Consider the following 18,611-nt stretch of genomic DNA (forward strand, 5'->3'; position numbering starts at 1 on the left):
GTCATGTCCATAGCGTCTTCATGGAGATGTGTGACGAGGTGGCGGGGGTAGGGGATCGTTTCCGTGATCGTTCCGGCGCCGCCCCCGTGACGGGGCCGCTGATCAGACGGCTTCCGACGGCCGCAGGGCCTGTGTCGGGCGGAGGGCCGCCTGTGCCGGCCGGAGGAGTTCCACCCGCACCGCGCACGTCTTGAACTCCGGCATCCGCGAGGTCGGGTCCAGCGCCGGGTTGGTGAGGTTGTTGGCGCGGCCCTCGCCCGGCCAGTGGAACGGCATGAAGACCGTGTCCGGGCGGATGGCCGTGGTCACGCGGGCCGGGGCGACGGCCCGGCCGCGCCGGGACACCACCGCCAGCGGGTCGCCGTCGGCCGCGCCGAGCCGCGCCGCGAGCCGCGGGTGCAGCTCCACGAACGGACCGGGCGCCGCCGCGTTCAGCTCCGCGACCCGCCGGGTCTGCGCCCCCGACTGGTACTGCGCCACCACCCGGCCGGTGGTCAGCAGCAGCGGATACTCCGCGTCCGGCTCCTCCGCCGCCGCCCGGTGCGCCACCGCGACGAACCGCGCCCGCCCGTCACCGGTGGCGAACCGGTCCAGGAAGAGGCGGGGGGTGCCGGGGTGGGGGGAGGCATCGTGACTGTCTGCCGCCGTGCCGTCCGGGCAGGGCCAGAAGACCCCGTCCTCCGCCGCCAGCCGCCGGTACGTGATGCCCGAGTAGTCGGCGGGGCCGCCCGCGGAGGCCCGGCGCAGTTCCCCGAACACCTCCTCCGGGTCGGTCGGGAAGCCCTTCTCCATGCCGAGGCGGGCGGCCAGTTCGTGCAGGACCTCCAGGTCGCTGCGGACCCCGTCCGGCGGGGCGACCGCCCGGCGGCGCAGCAGCACCCTGCCCTCCAGGCTGGTCGTCGTGCCCGTCTCCTCCGCCCACTGCGTCACCGGCAGGACGACGTCCGCCAGCTCCGCCGTCTCCGACAGGACGACGTCACACACCGCGAGGAAGTCCAGCGATCGGACGCGCTGCTCCACGTGCGCGGCGCGCGGGGCCGACACCACCGGGTTGGAGCCCATCAGCAGCAGCGCCCGGATGTCCGTGCCGAGGGCGTCGAGGAGTTCGTAGGCGCTGCGTCCCGGGCCCGGCAGGCTGTCCGGGTCCACCCCCCACACCCCGGCCACGTGCCGTCGCGCGGCCGGATCGTCCAGCTTGCGGTAACCGGGCAACTGGTCCGCCTTCTGGCCGTGTTCACGTCCGCCCTGCCCGTTGCCCTGCCCGGTCAGACAGCCGTACCCGGAGTACGGGCGCCCCGGCCGGCCGGTCGCCAGGCACAGGTTGATCCACGCGCCGACCGTGTCGGTGCCCTTGGACTGCTGCTCCGGCCCGCGCGCCGTCAGCACCATCGCGGACTCCGGCTCGCAGAACAGCCGCACCGCCTCGCGGAGTTCGGGAACGGACACCCCCGTGATCCGCTCCACCAGCTCCGGCCAGTGCGCCATCGCCGCCGCCCGCGCCTCCTCCCAGCCGGTGGTCCGGTCCCGGATGTACTCCTCGTCGGTCCGCCCCTCGGCAACCACCAGGTGCAACAGGCCCAGCGCCAGCGCCAGATCGGTGCCCGGCCGGGGAGCGAGGTGCAGGTCGGCCTGCTCGGCAGTCTTCGTGCGGCGCGGGTCGACGACGATCAACGTGCCGCCGTTCTCCCGCAGTTCGGTGAAGAACCGCAGCGAGGGCGGCATGGTCTCGGCCGGGTTGGAGCCGACCAGGATCACGCACCCGCTCCTCGGGACGTCCTCCAGCGGGAACGGCAGCCCCCGGTCCAGACCGAACGCCTTCGTGCCGGCGGCCGCCGCCGAGGACATGCAGAACCGGCCGTTGTAGTCGATCTGCGAGGTCCCCAGCACCACCCGCGCGAACTTGCCGAGCGCGTACGCCTTCTCGTTCGTCAGCCCGCCCCCGCCGAACACGCCGAGCGCGTCCGCGCCGTGCTCCGCGCGCGTGTCCCGCAGCGCACCGGCGATCCGGTCCAGCGCCTCGGCCCAGGACGCCTCCACCAGCCGGCCGCCCGACCGGACCAGCGGCGAGGTCAGCCGCGCGGCCGGCGACAGCACCTGCGCCGCCGTACGGCCCTTGCCGCACAACGCGCCCCGGTTCACCGGGAAGCCGGCCCGCTCGGTCACCTCGACGCCCCCCTGCGGGCGGGGCGTGAGGTTCATCCCGCACTGCAGGGCGCAGTACGGGCAGTGGGTGGGCGTCGAGGTGGTGTCCATGCCGCCCAGCCTGCGCGGGGAGTGTTACGTCCTGGGTCCGCCGCCGGTTACACGGCCGGGACGGCGACCTCCCCGCGCCGGCCCGCGAGCAGTGAGGTCCCGGGCCGTCGGCCAGTGAGGTCACCGGCCCGCGAGCAGCGAGGCATCGCTCACCGGCCCGCGAGCAGCGAGGCTCCCGCTCACCGCTCACCGCTCACCGCTCACCGCTCACCGCTCACCGCTCACCGCTCACCGCCCAGCGCCCGCGCCACCCCCGCCTCCTTCGGGCCCAGGAAGCGCGGATCGGGCTGGAACACCGCGTCCAGCGCCGCCTTGCCCGCCGCGAACACCTCGCGCGCCCCGCCGTAGTACCAGGTCACGTCGTGCTTGTCGGAGACCCCGACGCCGTACGAGTCCACCCCCGCGGCCTCGCACAGGGCCACCGCCCGCCGGATGTGGAAGCCCTGGCTGATCAGTACGGCCCGGTCCACCCCGAAGATCTTCTTGGCGCGCACGCAGGAGTCCCAGGTGTCGAATCCGGCGTAGTCACTGACGATCCGCCCGTCCGGCACCCCGTGCCGGGTCAGATAGGCGCGCATCGCGTCCGGCTCGTCGTAGTCCTTCCGGCTGTTGTCGCCGGTGACCAGCACGACCTCGATACGGCCCGCCCGGTACAGCTTCGCCGCCGCGTCCAGCCGGTGCGCCAGATAGGGGGACGGCTCCCCGTCCCACAGGCCCGCGCCGAACACCACCGCGACCTCGGTGCGCGGCACGTCCGCCGCCGTCCGCAGCCGGCCGGCCGTCGACACGTACAGCCAGGTGGCCGGAAGCAGCGCCAGCACGCACACGGCCATCACGGCCCGCACCAGCCGCCGCTGCCCCGAGCGGGTACGCGGCAACCGCGGTCGGCGGAACTTCATACGGCCCCCACTGATCGGTTACGACCATGGAGGACGCGGTCGGCGCCGTTCCGGTTTCGCGCCGCCCCGCCTCACACCGCACACCCGTACGACGTGAGCCCACGGAAAATGCCTGTGACGGCAGCGCAACGGGGGCGCAACGTCCCTCCGGCAGGCTGCCCGCATGACGGCGTCGAACAGCACCAGCACCCGAACCGGCACCGCACGTCTCCGCCGCCCCGCACCGCCCGCCCTGGTCCTCGTGGCCCACGGCAGCCGCGACCCGCGCGCGCTGCGAACCGTACGGACCCTGCTGGACAAGGTCCGCGAGCGCCGCCCCGGCCTCCCCATCCACCTGGGCCACATCGAGCTGAACGAGCCCCTGCTCCCCGACACCCTCGCCGCCCTCGGTACCGCCCCCGCCGTCCTCGTACCGCTGCTCCTCAGCCGCGGCTACCACGTCAAACGGGACATCCCCGAGCTGGCGGCGGCCGCACCGGCACACGCGCGCGTGGCGGCCCCGCTCGGCCCGCACCCCCTCCTGGTGGACGCCCTGCACACCCGCCTCCTGGAGTCCGGCTGGCCGACCGTCCTCGACCCCGCCACCCGCCGCACCGCCGCCGTCGTCCTCGCGGCAGCCGGCTCCCGCGACCCGGACTCCGCGACCGACACCCGCCGCACGGCCCGCCTCCTCGCCGCCCGCCTCGGCGTCCCGGTGATCCCCGCCTACGCCTCGGCCGCCACCCCGACGATCGACACAGCCGTACGAGCCCTGACCGCCCGAGGCCGCCCCCACATCGCCATCGCCTCCTACTTCACAGCCCCCGGCCACTTCGCCACCCAATGCGCAACCAAAACCCCTTGGCTGGCCTCGTCCCCCCTGGGCGCCCACGACGCGATGACCGACTTGATCCTGCACCGCTACGACGAGGCAAGGGCGAGCGCAGAGGTGCACCTCGCGTCAGCTTGAAAGGAGGCCGCAGTGCGGCGCCCCAAAGGGGCGCGGGGAACTGCGCGATCAACCACAACGCACCCGCACCCGCCCGAAAAGCAGCTCCACGCAGACGACTAGGCGCACCGCCAACCCCCAATTCTCACAGCCGCCCCGTACTGTCGACCCATGGAAGGCACCGCAGGTACTCTCACCGCATACGACCCGGCGTCAGCCGACCGCTTCGCCCCGGAACCCGACAAACGCCCAGGCCGCACCGCCTTCCAACGCGACCGCGCCCGCATCCTGCACTCCTCGGCCCTCCGCCGCCTCGCCGGCAAGACCCAGGTCGTCACGCCCGGCACCCGCACCCACGCCTGGGACGCCAGCCCCCGCACCCGCCTCACGCACTCCCTCGAATGCGCCCAGGTGGGCCGCGAGCTGGGCGCGGCCCTCGGCTGCGATCCCGACCTGGTGGAGGCGGCCTGCCTCTCCCACGACCTCGGCCATCCCCCCTTCGGTCACAACGGCGAACAGGCCCTGAACGAGTTCGCCGACGACTGCGGCGGCTTCGAGGGCAACGCCCAGTCGCTGCGCCTGCTGACCCGCATCGAACCCAAGCGCTTCACGCCCGAGGGCTCGGTCGGCCTCAACCTCACCCGGGCCGCCCTGGACGCCGCCACCAAGTACCCCTGGCCGCGTGGTGCCCACCCCACCGACCCGGCGTCCCCGAAGTTCGGGGCGTACGAGGACGACCGCCCGGTGTTCGACTGGGTCCGCGCGTACGCGCCCGGCACCCGCACCTGCTTCGAGGCGCAGGTCATGGACTGGTCGGACGACGTGGCCTACTCGGTGCACGACGTGGAGGACGGCCTGCACGCCGGTCACATCGACCCCAACTGCCTGCACGCCGAGCCCGAGCGGCAGGCCGTGTTCGAGGTCGCCGTCGGCCGGTACGTCCCGGCGGACACCGACCCCGCCGAACTCGCCGCCGCCCTGGACCGCCTCCAGGACCAGGAGTGGTGGCCGCACGGCTACGACGGCACGGCGGTCGCCCAGGCCCGCCTGAAGGACGCCACCAGCCAGCTCATCGGCCGGTTCTGCCTGGCCGCCGAGGGCGCCACCCGGGCGGCGTACGGCAGCGGCAGGCTCACGCGCTACGACGCCGAACTCGTCGTACCCCGCGAGGCCCGCCTGGAGTGCGCGGTGCTCAAGGCGGTCGCCGACCGGTATGTGATGCAGCGGGCCGAGCAGGAGCGGCTGCGCGCCGACCAGCGGGTCGTCGTCGCCGAACTCGCGGAGGCGCTCACCACCCGCGCGCCCGACGGGCTGGACCCGCAGTTTCGGGCGCTGTTCGACGGGGCATCGGACGATCACGCGCGCAAACGGGTGATCGTCGACCAGATCGCCTCCCTCACGGACGCCTCCGCCCGCTCGCTGCACGCGAGACTGACGGGGCATATGTGAGAGGAATGTGCCCCCGAGTGGCCTGATCGGGTCACTCCCCCTTCCCGCAACACGCCGCGTGCGGGACGCTCGCATGTGGCGGCACCCTTACGAGGAGGCATCAAGTGGTCGACGCGGATCAGACATTCGTCATCGTCGGAGGCGGCCTCGCCGGCGCGAAGGCGGCCGAGACGCTGCGGGCGGAGGGGTTCAGCGGCCGCGTGATACTGATCTGCGACGAACGCGACCACCCGTACGAGCGGCCCCCGCTGTCCAAGGGCTACCTGCTCGGCAAGGAGGAGCGCGACAAGGTCTTCGTGCACGAGCCCGCCTGGTACGCGCGCAACGACATCGAGCTCCACCTCGGCCAGACCGTCGACGCCGTCGACCGGTACGCCAAGACGGTCCGGTTCGGCGACGACGGCACCCTCGTCCACTACGACAAGCTGCTGCTCGCCACGGGCGCCGAGCCCCGCCGCCTCGACATCCCCGGCACCGACCTCGCGGGCGTCCACCACCTGCGCCGGCTCGCCCACGCCGAGCGGCTCAAGGGCGTCCTCGGCTCCCTCGGCCGGGACAACGGGCACCTGGTGATCGCGGGCGCCGGCTGGATCGGACTGGAGGTCGCGGCGGCGGCCCGGGAGTACGGCGCCGAGGTCACCGTGATCGAGCCGACGCCCACCCCGCTGCACGGCGTCCTCGGCCCCGAGCTGGGCAACGTGTTCGGCGCGCTGCACCGCGAGCACGGCGTCCGCTTCCACTTCGGGGTGAAGCTCACCGAGATCGTCGGCCAGGACGGCATGGTCCTCGCCGCCCGCACCGACGACGGCGAGGAGCACCCGGCGCACGCCGTCCTCGCGGCGATCGGCGCGGAGCCGCGCACGGGCCTGGCCAAGGCGGCGGGCCTGGAGCTGGCCGAGCGGGCGCACGGCGGCGGGATCACCGTGGACTCCCGGCTGCGGACCTCCGACCCCGACATCTACGCGGCCGGTGACGTCGCCTCCTTCCCGCACGCCCTCTTCGACACCCGGCTGCGGGTGGAGCACTGGGCCAACGCCCTGAACGGCGGCCCGGCCGCGGCCCGCGCCATGCTCGGCAAGGAGGGCACCTACGACCGCCTGCCCTACTTCTTCTCCGACCAGTACGACCTGGGGATGGAGTACAGCGGATGGGCGCCGCCGGGGTCGTACGACGAGGTGGTCATCCGGGGTGACGCCGGGAAGCGGGAGTTCATCGCGTTCTGGGTCCGGGAGGGCAAGGTGCTGGCCGGGATGAACGTGAATGTGTGGGATGTCACAGAGCCGATCCAGGCGCTGATCCGGTCCGGGGCGGCGGTGGACCCGGAGGCGCTGGCCGACCCGCACGTACCGCTCGACAGCCTCGTTCCCTGACCTCCCTCAGGGCCGGTGCTGTCACACCGTCCCCGTAGAATCACCTCGTGGCTGGACGGATCAACGACGAGGACGTGAAGGCGGTTCGGGACGCGGTTCCGATCGACGCCGTGGTCTCCGAGTACCTCCAGCTGCGAAACGCGGGCGGCGGGAACCTCAAGGGACTCTGCCCGTTCCACGACGAGAAGTCGCCGTCCTTCCAGGTCAGCCCCAGCAAGGGACTCTTCCACTGCTTCGGCTGCCAGGAGGGCGGCGACACCATCACCTTCGTGATGAAGGTGGACCACCTCTCCTTCTCGGAGGCGGTGGAGCGGCTCGCCGCCCAGGCCGGCATCACCCTGCGGTACGAGGAGGGCGGGTACAACCCGGCCCACCAGCGGGGCGAGCGGATCCGCCTGGTCGAGGCGCACAAGGTCGCCGCGCAGTGGTTCGCCGAGCAGCTCGCGAGCAGCCCCGAGGCCGAGACCGGCCGGGTCTTCCTCGCCGAGCGCGGCTTCGACCAGGCGGCCGCCGTCCACTTCGGCGTCGGCTACAGCCCCCAGGGCTGGGACCACCTCATCCGCTTCCTGCGCGGCAAGGGCTTCAGCGACAAGGAACTGCTGCTGTCCGGCCTCGCCCAGGAGGGCCGGCGCGGGCCCATCGACCGGTTCCGGGGCCGCCTGATGTGGCCGATCCGGGACATCGGCGGCGAGGTCGTCGGCTTCGGCGCCCGCAAGCTGTACGAGGCGGACACCGGCCCCAAGTACCTGAACACGCCCGAGACGCCGATCTACAAGAAGTCCCAGGTGCTGTACGGCATCGACCTGGCCAAGCAGCACATCGCCAAGGCCAGCCGGGCCGTCGTCGTCGAGGGCTACACCGACGTCATGGCCTGCCACCTCGCCGGGGTGACCACCGCCATCGCCACCTGCGGCACGGCGTTCGGCGGCGAGCACATCAAGATCCTCCGCCGGCTGCTGATGGACAACGGCTCGGCCCGCGTGATCTTCACCTTCGACGGCGACGCGGCCGGGCAGAAGGCTGCCCTGCGCGCCTTCGAGGACGACCAGAAGTTCGCCGCCGAGACGTACATCGCGATCGCTCCGGACGGCATGGACCCCTGCGAGCTGCGGCTCGCCAAGGGCGACGAGGCCGTCGCCGAGCTGGCCGAGCCCCGCACCCCGCTGTTCGAGTTCGCCCTCCGCCACGTCGTGAGCCGCTACGACCTGGACACCCCGGCCGGCCGCGCCGCCGCACTGGACGAGTGCGCGCCGATCGTGGCCCGCATCAAGAACAGCGGCGCGCAGCACGAGGTCGCCGTCGAACTGGCCGGTCTGCTCGGCATCCTCGACACCCAGTTCGTCGTCAAGCGGGTGGCCCAACTGGCCCGCTGGGCCCGCGAGCGCGGCGTCAAGGGCGGCGGCGGCCCGCAGCCGCCCCGCGGCCCGCAGCAGCAGTGGGAGACCGCCCCCCAGCAGCGGCCCGGCGGTCCGGCCCTCACCCTCCGCAACCCGGTCTACGCGGCCGAACGCGAACTCCTCAAACTCGCCCTCCAGCGCCCCGAACTGGTCTCCCCGGCCTTCGACGCGTACGGCGTCGACGAGTTCACGGCACCGCCCTACGCCGCCGTACGCCAGACGATCGCCGAGTCCGGCGGCGCCGAGTACGGCGTCCAGGACCCGCAGGAGTACCTGGTCCGGGTCCGCGAGGCCGCGGCCGACGACGCCGTCCGCGCCATGGTCACCGAACTCGCCGTCGAGCCGATCATGCGCCGCACCGTCGACGACACCTACGCCGGCACGGTCCTCGTCCAGATCCGCCGCCGCGCCGTCGAACGCCGCATCCGCGACATCCAGTCCCAGCTCACCCGCCTCTCCACGGGCGGCGACCCCGCCCAACTCGCCGCCGTCCAGAACGAGATGTGGGTCCTCCAACAGTACGACCAGGCCCTGCGCGAACGGGGCGCGGACGCGCTCTGAGCCGTCCCCGGGCACCGGCGGACCCGCGTGTCTGATCCCGTGCCGGCCTGTCGGTCACCGGCCGATCGATCACCAGTCGGTCACGAAGCGGATGCAAAAAGTCACCGCACGCCCCTCGTGGCGAGTATGTGTCTTACCCCACACTGGGGGCGGTGCCCGAGACCGCGGAGTGCGAGCCGTGGGCTCAGGCCGAAGTACCGCTGCCGCACACCTCCGCAGCGATCATCCTGGAGGTCGCCCCCGTGCAGACCCAGACCCTCACCCAGACCGACAGCAGCACCAGCGCCACCAGCACCGCCGAAGAACCGGACGCGGAGAGCGACGTTCTCGTGGCCGTGCCCCCGCAGAGCCGCGGCCCGCTCCACCCGGAGGCGGTCGCCGAGCCGGCGGAACCGCCCGCCGAGGCGCTGGCCGAGGAGCCGGAGGAGGCCGCCGGACCCGTCGAGGCGCCGGCCGCCGCCGCCCGCGCCGACACCAGCGGCCCCTCCGCCGACCTGTTCCGCCAGTACCTGCGCGAGATCGGCCGTATCCCGCTGCTCAGCGCCGCCGAGGAGGTCGAGCTCGCCCGCCGTGTCGAAGCCGGGCTGTTCGCCGAGGAGAAACTCCTCAACACACCTGATCTGGACAGCCAGTTGGCGCTCGACCTGGACCGGCTCGTCGTGCTGGGCCGGATGGCCAAGCGGCGGCTCATCGAGGCCAACCTGCGGCTCGTGGTGTCCGTAGCGAAACGGTACGTCGGCCGCGGGCTCACCATGCTCGACCTCGTGCAGGAAGGCAACCTCGGACTCATCCGCGCCGTCGAGAAGTTCGACTACGCCCGCGGCTACAAGTTCTCCACCTACGCCACCTGGTGGATCCGCCAGGCCATGTCCCGCGCCCTCGCCGACCAGGCCCGCACCATCCGGGTCCCCGTGCACGTCGTCGAGCTGATCAACCGGGTCGTGCGCGTCCAGCGGCGGATGCTGCAGGAGCGGGGCTACGAGCCGACGCCCGACGAGGTCGCGGCCCACCTCGACCTGCCGCCCGAGCGGGTCGGCGAGGTGCTGCGCCTGGCCCAGGAACCGGTGTCGCTGCACGCGCCGGTCGGCGAGGAGGACGACGTCGCGCTCGGTGACCTCATCGAGGACGGCGACGCCACGAGCCCCGTCGAGTCCGCCGCGTTCCTGCTGCTGCGCCAGCACCTGGAGGCGGTGCTGTCCACGCTCGGCGAGCGGGAGCGGAAGGTCGTACAGCTGCGGTACGGGCTGATGGACGGGCGGCCGCGCACGCTGGAGGAGATCGGGCGGATCTTCGGGGTGACGCGGGAGCGGATACGGCAGATCGAGTCCAAGACTCTCAACAAGCTGCGGGACCATACCTTCGCCGACCAGCTGCGCGGGTATCTGGACTGACGTCCCCGACCGACTGCGCTTCGTTGGCCGCGGCGCCGTCGTGGCTGGTCGCGCCCACGCGGCGGAGCCGCAGATCGACACAGCCCCGCGCCCCTTTGGGGCGCGGGGCTGCCTTGTGAGGGGGCCCCTCAGTCCACCTCCGCCACCGCCTGCGCGAACTGCGCCTTGTAGAGGCGGGCGTACGCCCCGTCGGCGGCCAGCAGCTCCGCGTGGGCGCCCTGTTCGACGATGGAGCCGTTCTCCATGACCAGGATGGTGTCCGCGTCCCGGATCGTGGAGAGGCGGTGGGCGATCACGAAGGACGTGCGGCCGTGCGCGAGCTTGGCCATCGCCTTCTGGATCAGCACCTCGGTGCGGGTGTCGACGGACGACGTCGCCTCGTCGAGGACCAGGATCACCGGGTCGGACAGGAACGCCCGCGCGATGGTGATGAGCTGCTTCTCACCGGCGGAGACGCCCGTGCCCTCGTCGTCGATCACGGTGTCGTAGCCCTCGGGGAGGGTGCGGACGAACCGGTCGGCGTGGGCGGCCCGGGCGGCCTCCTCGATCTCGCCCCGGGTGACCTCGCCCGCCCGTCGCCCGCCACCACCCTGACCGAGTGCGCTTCGCGCACCCCCCTTTACTCCAGCGCCGTAGGCGATGTTCTCCGCGATGGTGCCGCCGAACAGCCAGGTGTCCTGGAGGACCATGCCGATCCCGGAACGCAGTTCGTCGCGGGACATCTTCTGGATGTCCACGCCGTCCAGGGTGATCCGGCCGCCGGAGACGTCGTAGAACCGCATCAGCAGGTTGACCAGCGTGGTCTTGCCCGCGCCGGTGGGGCCGACGATCGCCACCGTGTGGCCGGGCTCCACCTTCAGCGACAGGTCCTCGATGAGCGGCTTCTCCGGGTCGTAGCGGAACGACACGTGCTCCAGTTCCACCCGCCCGCGCAGCTCCTCGGGCCGCAGGCCCGGCACCGGATCCGCCTCCTGCTCCTCCGCGTCCAGGAGTTCGAAGATCCGCTCGGCCGAGGCGACACCCGACTGCACCAGGTTCGCCATCGACGCCACCTGCGTCAGCGGCATCGAGAACTGCCGCGAGTACTGGATGAAGGCCTGCACGTCACCGATGGAGAGCGAGCCGGACGCGACCCTCAGGCCGCCGACCACGGCCACCAGCACGTAGTTCAGGTTCGACACGAACATCATCAGCGGCTGCATGACGCCGCTGTTGAACTGCGCCTTGAACGACGCCTCGTACAGTGCCTCGTTCTGCTCGGCGAACTGCTTCGCCGACTCCTGCTGCCGGCCGAACACCTTCACCAGGGTGTGCCCGCTGTACATCTCCTCCACGTGCGCGTTCAGCTTGCCGGTGGAGCGCCACTGCTGCACGAAGTGCGGCTGCGACCGCTTGCCCACCCGGGTGGCCACCACGAACGACAGCGGCACGGTCACCAGGGCGACCAGCGCCAGGATCCAGGAGACGTAGAACATCATGGCGAGCACGCCGATGATGGTCAGCAGCGCGTTGATCAACTGGCCCATCGACTGCTGGAGCGTCTGCCCGATGTTGTCGATGTCGTTGGTCGCCCGGGACAGCACCTCGCCGCGCTGACGCCGGTCGAAGTACGACAGCGGCAGCCGCGACAGCTTCGTCTGCACGGCCTCCCGCATCCGGTACATCGTCCGGTTCACGGCCAGCGTGACCAGCCGTGTCGCCACCGCCATCAGCAGACCGGCCACCAGGAAGGTGCCGAGCGCGAGCAGCAGGACGTTGCCGACGGCGGTGAAGTCGATGCCCTTGCCGGGCGTGAAGTCGGTGCTCTGCAGCATGTCCGCGACGGCGCCCTTGCCGTGCGCGCGCATCGAGTCGAGGACCTGCTCCTTGGTCGCCCCGGCGGGCATCTGCCGGCCGATGATCCCGCCGAACACCAGGTCGGTGGCCTTGCCGAGGATCTTCGGGCCGATCACGTTCAGGCCGACGCTGACCACCACGCACATCAGCAGACAGCCGATGACGAGGCGCTCGGGCCTGAACTGGCCGACGAGGCGTTTGCCGGACTCCTTGAAGTCCATCGAGCGCTGGTCGGGGCCGCCCCCGGCCATCATGCGTCCCATGGGCCCGGCCATCAGGCAGCCTCCGCTTCCGTGAGCTGGGAGAGCACGATCTCCCGGTAGGTCTCGTTGCCCGCCATCAACTCGTGGTGCCGGCCTGTGCCGACCACCCGGCCCTCGTCCAGGACGACGATCCGGTCGGCGTCCCGGATGGTCGCCACCCGCTGGGCGACGATCACCACGGTCGCCTCGGCGGTCTCCTCGGAGAGCGCCGCCCGCAGCGCCGCGTCGGTCGCGTAGTCCAGCGCGGAGAAGGAGTCGTCGAAGAGGTAGATCTCCGGGCGCTGCACCAGGGTGCGCGCGATGGCGAGGCGCTGGCGCTGGCCGCCGGAGACGTTCGTGCCGCCCTGCGCGATCGGCGCGTTCAGCCCGCCCTCCAGCTCGCTGACGAAGTTCTTCGCCTGCGCCACCTCCAGCGCGTGCCACAGCTCCTCGTCGGTGGCGTCCGGGTTGCCGTAGCGCAGGTTGGTGGCGACCGTCCCCGCGAACAGGTACGGCTTCTGCGGCACCAGCCCGACCGTCTTCGCCAGCAGCTCAGGGCCTAGCTCCCGCACCTCGACGCCGTCCACGAGGACCTCGCCCTCGGTGGCGTCGAACAGCCGCGGCACCAGGCCGAGCAGCGTCGACTTGCCGCTGCCCGTCGAGCCGATCACGGCGGTCGTCTCACCCGGCCGGGCCACCAGGTCGATGGACTTCAGTACCGGCTCCTCGGCACCCGGATAGCGGAACCCGGCGGCCCGGATCTCCAGGTGCCCGTGCCGGCGCAGCTCGGTGACCGGCGCCGACGGCGGCACCACGCTGGAGTCGGTCGTCAGGACCTCCTGGATGCGCTCGGCGCACACCTCCGCGCGCGGCACCATCATGAACATGAAGGTGGCCATCATCACCGACATCACGATCTGCATCAGATAGGCGAGGAACGCGGTCAGGTCGCCGATCTGCATCCCGCCGCTGTTGATGCGGTGCGCGCCGAACCACACGACCGCGATCGAGGACAGGTTCACCACGGTCATGACCATCGGGAACATCAGCGCGAGCATCCGGCCGGTGGCCAGCTGCATGTCGGTCAGGTCGCCGTTGGCCTTCCCGAACCGCTCCTGCTCGTAGCCGTCGCGGACGAACGCGCGGATCACCCGGTTGCCGCTGATCTGCTCGCGCAGCACCCGGTTCACCGTGTCGAGGCGGACCTGCATGGACCGGAACAGCGGCCGCAGCCGGCGCACGATCAGCGTGACGCAGATGCCGAGGACGGGCACGACCGCGACGAGGACGCCCGACAGCGGCACGTCCAGACCGAGCGCCATCACGATGCCGCCGACGCACATGATGGGCGCCGACACCATCAGCGTGAACGTCATCAGGGCCAGCATCTGGACCTGCGTGACGTCGTTGGTCGTCCGGGTGATGAGGGAGGGCGCGCCGAAGTGACCCACCTCACGCGCCGAGAACGACTGCACCTGGTCGAAGACGGCGGCGCGGACGTCCCGGCCCAGCGCGGCGGCGGTACGGGCGCCGAAGTACACGGCGCCCATGTTGCACACGACCTGCACCAGCGAGATGCCGATCATCAGGGCACCGAAGGACAGGATGTAGTCCGTGTCGCCCTTGACGACACCGTTGTCGATGATGTGGGCGTTCAGCGTGGGCAGGTAGAGGGTGGCGCAGGTCTGCAGGAACTGCAGCAGCACCAGCAGGGCGATGGGTTTCCGGTAGGGCCTCAGATAGGTCCGTAGAAGTCGTATGAGCACGCTGCGTCTCTCGGAGTCGGTCGGCGGGGGCCGGTCGGTGTGCCCCTGGCACCTATCGTCGGACACTCCACCCGCGTTACCTCAACCGATTAACCCAAGAGGCGGCCCATTGAGCTACGGGCGCAACGCGCGCCGCGAGCTACGGGCGCGCCGCGCGCGGGCGGCTCGTGGGTCGCCTCCGTCACCCGGCCGCGGGCCGCCCCCCCCGCCGCCCGGCCGCGGGCCGCACCGTCGCCTACACCCGGAACGCCCCGGGGTGGGTCTGCTCCCGTACGGACATGTACTGCTGGCGCACCGCCTGGCCCACGGGCAGTTCGTCGCCCGGCTCCAGGACCTGCGCCGCCGCGCCCTGCCAGGCCGGCGGGGTGCGCGGGTCGAGGGTGCCCTGCGACACGCCGAGCGCCCAGGCGGCCTGCCGCGCGGCACCGATCGCCGCGTAGTCGGCGGGCTGCGGTACGACGACCTGCGCGCCGAACAGCGCCGGCGCCGCCGCCTGCACCGCGGGCAGTTCGGCGGCCTGGCCCAGCAGGAAGATCCGCCGTACGTCCACGCCCCGGCCGCGCAGCACGTCCAGCGCGTCGGCGAGCCCGCACAGCATCCCCTCGAACGCGGCCCGCGCCAGGTGCTCGGGCTTCATCGACTCCCGCCGCAGCCCGGCGAGCGTGCCGGCGGTGTGCGGCAGGCTGGGCGTGCGCTCACCTTCCAGGTAGGGCAGCAGGACGAGCCCGTGGGCGCCCGGCGTCGACTTCATCGCCAGCTCGGACAGGCTCTCCAGGTCCGGCAGGCCGAGGAGTTCGGCGGCGCCGCGCAGGGCGCGCACCGCGTTCAGGGTGGTGACGACCGGGAGGTGCATGCCGGTGGCGTCGGCCAGGGAGGTGATCATCCCGGACTGGTCGGCGAGTGCCTCGGGGTGCACGGCCATCACGGAGCCGGAGGCGCCGAGCGAGACGACCGCGTCCCCGAGCCCGATGCCCAGCCCGAACGCGGCGGCCATGGTCTCCCCGGTGCCGGCGGAGATCAGCAGTCCCTCCGGTGTCGTACCGGCCGCGTCGGACGGGCCGATCACCTCGGGCAGCATGGCCTGGTGACCGAGCGCCAGCTCGACCAGGTCCGGCCGGTAGGCGCCGCTGCCCGCCGACCAGTACCCGGTGCCGGACGCCCCGCCCCGGTCGGTGGTCCGCCGCACCGGCCGGCCGAGCAGCTGCCACACCAGCCAGTCGTGCGCCTGGAGCAGTACGGCCGTACGGCGCGCGTTCTCGGGTTCGCTCTTGGCCAGCCAGCGCAGCTTGGTCACGGGCTGCGCGGCCTGCGGGACACAGCCCACGCCCTGCGCCCAGGCCTCCCGGCCGCCGAGGGAGTCGATCAGGTCGGCCGCCGCGACCTGCGCGCGCTTGTCACCGCCGACCAGCGCGGGGCGCACCGTGCCGCCCTGGGCGTCCAGCGGGACCAGGGCGTTGGGCTGCGCCGACACGCCGATGGCCTGCACGCCCTCCAGCAGACCGCCGCCCGCGGCCTCGCCGAGGGACAGCAGCCAGGCCTGCGGGTCGACGTCGCTGGGGCGGCCGCCGCCCTCCGGTGTGTCCACCGGGTGCGGGGCGTACCCCTGGCGCAGCACGGCGCCCGTGTCCGCGTCACAGACGACGATGCGCGTGAAATCGGGTGAGCTGTCCAAGCCGGCGACTATCCCCATACCGAGGATTTTGCCGTACCGCCGCGCTTGCTTCGGCCGGGGGCGCGTTGTCGCCGTGCGGCGGCTGTGCGTTCGGCGGCTGCGGGCGCGTTGTGGCTGGTCGCGCCCCGCGGCGGAGCCGCCGATCGATACAGCCCCGCGCCCTGGGGGGTTGCAGTGCACCGGTGCTGTGAAGCGCTGCCCCTACGTGTTGCTCGTGCCCCAGTCGTCGTCCGGGGTGCCGTTGATGTTGCGTTCGCGCAGGGAGCGGACGCGGTCGGCGACGGAGGCGGGGACGCGGTCGCCGACCTTGTCGCTCACCGTGTGGAAGGCCTTGCTGGCGTACTGGCGGCCCTGCTGGGCGGCGGTCTCGGCGGTGTTGCGGACCGCGGGATTCTCGGCGATCCGCTGGGCCGATTTCTTGAGCTGCTCGTAGCGCTCGCGGCCGGCCCTCGTGCCGAGTACGTAACCGAGGGCCAGTCCGGCGAGGAACGTGAGCCGGTAGCGCATGGCGGCCACCCTTCCCTGTTGTGTGGGTCTGCGGTGCAGGCGTCGGCGCCGGGGGGAGAACCGATTGGCGGAGCACCCCCCTGCTTGCGCTAATGTATGTGTCGCAGCGAGCGCCCGCCCCCTGGCGAATACCCAGGTAGGTACGTTCGATGCAACGAGGCGATCCTCCGTAGCTCAATTGGCAGAGCAGCCGGCTGTTAACCGGCAGGTTACTGGTTCGAGTCCAGTCGGGGGAGCTTCGGTCCTCCGTAGCTCAATTGGCAGAGCAGCCGGCTGTTAACCGGCAGGTTACTGGTTCGAGTCCAGTCGGGGGAGCGCGCGAACGAGGGCCCCTCAGGGGTCCTTTTTCATGTCCGTGGGAACCGCCGCGCCCGCCCGCGAAGTCTCAAGGTCAGGAAGCAGCGCAGAAGCCGGGCATCCGAAGCAGGAGATCGTATGAGCGGCTATGCTGCGGCAGACGGCGCGCACACATGTACGCGACACGCCGCTATGGGGCGGTAGCTCAGCCGGTTAGAGCAGCGGACTCATAATCCGTCGGCCGTGGGTTCGAGTCCCACCCGCCCCACCTCAGCAGGTGGCTGCAGGACCGTTTCTACCTGCGCCAAGGTATGAAGAAGGGCCGCCATGCCAGCGTGGCGGCCTTCTTCACTCGCTCAGACCAAGATGAAGAAGCCGGCAAGGTGAGGTCGGCGCTTGGTGGAGGGTGGAGTGGGCGTCGCTGTCGATGGCGAACCGCACCCCGTGACGCCTGGCCCGCAGGATGTCCTCGTCGCGCAGGTCGAGGCGGTCCGGTGGGCGTTGATCTCCAGGGCGGTGCCGGTGCGCGCGCACGCGGCGAAGACCTCGTCGAGGTCGGCGTCGATGCCCGGCCGTTTGCCGATGATGCGGGCGGTGGGGTGGCCGATGATGTTGATGTACGGGCTCTCGCAGGCCCGTACGATCCGTCGGGTCAGCGCCTCGCGGGATTGGTTGAAATGCGAGTGCACGGAGGCGACGCACAGGTCGAACCCGGCCAGGAACTCATCCGGCCAGTCCACTTCACCGTCCGGGCCGATGTTGAGTTCCGCCCCGGGCAGCAGCCGCATGCCACCGCGGCCGTCGCGATTCCCGCCGAATGCGCCGTCCAGTTCTCGCACCTGCTCACGCTGGGCCAGCATGCGTGCGTCGGTCATCCGCTGCATGGACAGGTCCGGTCCGTGATCGGTCACCGCGTAGTAGGCGAAGCCCCGCTCGGCCGCGGCGGCGACCATGTCTTCCAGCGGGGCGAGGCCGTCGGTGAGGTCGGTGTGGGTGTGCGGGTCACCCAGGAGGTCCGACTCCTCGTCCAGTTCGGGCAGTTCGCCGCGCAGGCCGGCCTCGGTCTCCCCGCGGTCCTCGCGCAGCGCCGGCGGGATCCAGGGCAGGCCGAGCCGGTCGTAGACCTCCTCCTCGGTCTCGGAGACGATCTTCTTCCCGCTCTCGGCGTCGAACAGCCCGTACTCGGACAACTTGAGCTTCTGGTGCACGGCCAGTTCCCGGGTCCGGATGTTGTGCGCCTTGGAGCCGGTGAAGTACTGCAGTGCCGTGCCCCAGGAGCCCGGCGCCACCACCCGCAGTTCGACGGGGAGCCCCTTGGCCGTGCGGATCGATGTCTTCTTCTCGCCGTGCGTGATGACCTCCGAGACGTACGCCAGCTCGGTGAACGCCCGCATGACCGGTACCGGCTTCCTGGCGGCCACGAGGATGTCGAGGTCGCCGATGGCCTCGCGGAGCCGGCGCAGCGAGCCGGCGTAGGCGCACCTCTGGCAGCCGGTGACCTGGGACAGCGCGCCGATGACGTCCTCGGCGAGGTCCATGGCGGCATCCAGCAGGACGCGGTCGCCGGAGGACCGCAGGAGTTCGATGCCGTGGAGGATGTTCTCCTCCGTCTTCGGGCCGAGGGTGGGAATGGCCGCGAGCCGCCGTACGCCGACGGGGATCCTCGCCCGCAGTTCCTCGACGGCGGGCACGTTGCCGGTGCGGACGTACTCGGTGATCTTCTCGGCGATCGACTTGCCGACGTTCGGGATCTCCAGCAGGGCCTTGAGGTCAAGGGTGGCCACGTCGGCGTGGTAGCCGCCCACCGACCGGGCCGCCTTCTCGTAGACGCGTGCCTTGTACGCGTCTCCACCGGTGATGGAGATCAGGTCCGCGTACTCGGCGAACAGCGCGGCGATCTCGTCGTTCGACCGGACCATGTCGTCCGGGTGAGCAGGCTCGCTCCCTTCAAACGAACCAAAGGCCCTGGCCAGGGGCGGCGGGCGGTGACCGGTGCGGCCGTGGGTACCCGGAAACCGTAGTGGCGGGAACCGGCTGTGCTGG

The 18,611-nt window shown here is 71.8% G+C and carries 11 protein-coding genes, 3 tRNA genes and 1 pseudogene; 8 read left to right on the top strand and 7 right to left on the bottom strand.

Annotated features, from left to right (window positions below):
* Positions 1-102: 102 nt before the first annotated feature.
* The gene (locus DBP14_RS24675) at positions 103-2,253 is read right to left on the bottom strand and encodes a molybdopterin oxidoreductase family protein (protein WP_129309304.1); all 2,151 of its coding nucleotides are present in this window, start codon (positions 2,251-2,253) and stop codon (positions 103-105) included.
* A 221-nt stretch (positions 2,254-2,474) separates the two neighbouring features.
* A complete protein-coding gene (locus tag DBP14_RS24680) occupies positions 2,475-3,152 on the bottom strand; it encodes an ElyC/SanA/YdcF family protein (protein ID WP_129309305.1) in 678 nt (225 codons plus the stop codon).
* A 163-nt stretch (positions 3,153-3,315) separates the two neighbouring features.
* On the opposite strand from DBP14_RS24680, the gene DBP14_RS24685 reads away from it, so the two are divergent.
* The 5 genes from DBP14_RS24685 (at position 3,316) to DBP14_RS24705 (ending at position 10,248) form a co-directional block, all read left to right on the top strand.
* Complete coding sequence (locus DBP14_RS24685; protein ID WP_129309306.1) at positions 3,316-4,101, top strand: sirohydrochlorin chelatase; 786 nt, start codon at positions 3,316-3,318, stop codon at positions 4,099-4,101.
* Between the two features lie 150 nt (positions 4,102-4,251).
* Positions 4,252-5,529, top strand: coding sequence for a deoxyguanosinetriphosphate triphosphohydrolase (locus DBP14_RS24690; RefSeq protein ID WP_129309307.1), 1,278 nt, complete (start codon positions 4,252-4,254; stop codon positions 5,527-5,529).
* A gap of 104 nt (positions 5,530-5,633) precedes the next feature.
* Positions 5,634-6,899: an FAD-dependent oxidoreductase gene (locus DBP14_RS24695; RefSeq protein WP_129309308.1), complete on the top strand. Its 1,266-nt coding sequence runs from the start codon at positions 5,634-5,636 to the stop codon at positions 6,897-6,899.
* Between the two features lie 47 nt (positions 6,900-6,946).
* Positions 6,947-8,857: a DNA primase gene (gene dnaG, locus DBP14_RS24700; RefSeq protein ID WP_129309309.1), complete on the top strand. Its 1,911-nt coding sequence runs from the start codon at positions 6,947-6,949 to the stop codon at positions 8,855-8,857.
* Positions 8,858-9,009: 152 nt separating this feature from the next.
* Complete coding sequence (locus DBP14_RS24705) at positions 9,010-10,248, top strand: RNA polymerase sigma factor (protein ID WP_241741027.1); 1,239 nt, start codon at positions 9,010-9,012, stop codon at positions 10,246-10,248.
* 128 nt (positions 10,249-10,376) lie between these two features.
* Here the strand turns inward: DBP14_RS24705 and DBP14_RS24710 are convergent, their stop codons facing one another.
* The 4 genes from DBP14_RS24710 to DBP14_RS24725 all read right to left on the bottom strand — a co-directional run bounded on the left by DBP14_RS24710 (position 10,377) and on the right by DBP14_RS24725 (position 16,271).
* Positions 10,377-12,359, bottom strand: a complete 1,983-nt coding sequence (locus tag DBP14_RS24710; RefSeq protein WP_129309310.1) for an ABC transporter ATP-binding protein — start codon at positions 12,357-12,359, stop codon at positions 10,377-10,379.
* The gene (locus DBP14_RS24715) at positions 12,359-14,092 is read right to left on the bottom strand and encodes an ABC transporter ATP-binding protein (protein WP_129309311.1); all 1,734 of its coding nucleotides are present in this window, start codon (positions 14,090-14,092) and stop codon (positions 12,359-12,361) included. Before DBP14_RS24715 ends, DBP14_RS24710 begins: the two co-directional genes overlap by 1 nt.
* 235 nt (positions 14,093-14,327) lie before the next feature.
* Positions 14,328-15,782, bottom strand: coding sequence for an FGGY family carbohydrate kinase (locus DBP14_RS24720; protein WP_129309312.1), 1,455 nt, complete (start codon positions 15,780-15,782; stop codon positions 14,328-14,330).
* 183 nt (positions 15,783-15,965) lie between these two features.
* Complete coding sequence (locus DBP14_RS24725; RefSeq protein WP_129309313.1) at positions 15,966-16,271, bottom strand: YtxH domain-containing protein; 306 nt, start codon at positions 16,269-16,271, stop codon at positions 15,966-15,968.
* Positions 16,272-16,434: 163 nt separating this feature from the next.
* On the opposite strand from DBP14_RS24725, the gene DBP14_RS24730 reads away from it, so the two are divergent.
* The 3 genes from DBP14_RS24730 to DBP14_RS24740 all read left to right on the top strand — a co-directional run bounded on the left by DBP14_RS24730 (position 16,435) and on the right by DBP14_RS24740 (position 16,836).
* A tRNA-Asn gene (locus DBP14_RS24730) sits at positions 16,435-16,507 on the top strand.
* Between the two features lie 6 nt (positions 16,508-16,513).
* Positions 16,514-16,586: transfer RNA gene (locus DBP14_RS24735), tRNA-Asn, on the top strand.
* A gap of 176 nt (positions 16,587-16,762) precedes the next feature.
* Positions 16,763-16,836: transfer RNA gene (locus tag DBP14_RS24740), tRNA-Ile, on the top strand.
* Positions 16,837-16,916: 80 nt separating this feature from the next.
* On the opposite strand, the pseudogene DBP14_RS24745 reads toward DBP14_RS24740, so the two are convergent.
* A pseudogene (locus DBP14_RS24745) lies at positions 16,917-18,487 on the bottom strand (PHP domain-containing protein).
* Positions 18,488-18,611 lie beyond the last annotated feature (124 nt).

This window comes from Streptomyces sp. L2 (genome assembly GCF_004124325.1).
Classification (GTDB): Bacteria; Actinomycetota; Actinomycetes; order Streptomycetales; family Streptomycetaceae; genus Streptomyces.

Coding starts and splice junctions, on each gene's coding strand:
- DBP14_RS24675 (WP_129309304.1), bottom strand. CDS start 2,253: ATGGACACCACCTCGACGCCCACCCACTGCCCGTACTGCGCCCTGCAG.
- DBP14_RS24680 (WP_129309305.1), bottom strand. CDS start 3,152: ATGAAGTTCCGCCGACCGCGGTTGCCGCGTACCCGCTCGGGGCAGCGG.
- DBP14_RS24685 (WP_129309306.1), top strand. CDS start 3,316: ATGACGGCGTCGAACAGCACCAGCACCCGAACCGGCACCGCACGTCTC.
- DBP14_RS24690 (WP_129309307.1), top strand. CDS start 4,252: ATGGAAGGCACCGCAGGTACTCTCACCGCATACGACCCGGCGTCAGCC.
- DBP14_RS24710 (WP_129309310.1), bottom strand. CDS start 12,359: ATGGCCGGGCCCATGGGACGCATGATGGCCGGGGGCGGCCCCGACCAG.
- DBP14_RS24720 (WP_129309312.1), bottom strand. CDS start 15,782: ATGGGGATAGTCGCCGGCTTGGACAGCTCACCCGATTTCACGCGCATC.
- DBP14_RS24725 (WP_129309313.1), bottom strand. CDS start 16,271: ATGCGCTACCGGCTCACGTTCCTCGCCGGACTGGCCCTCGGTTACGTA.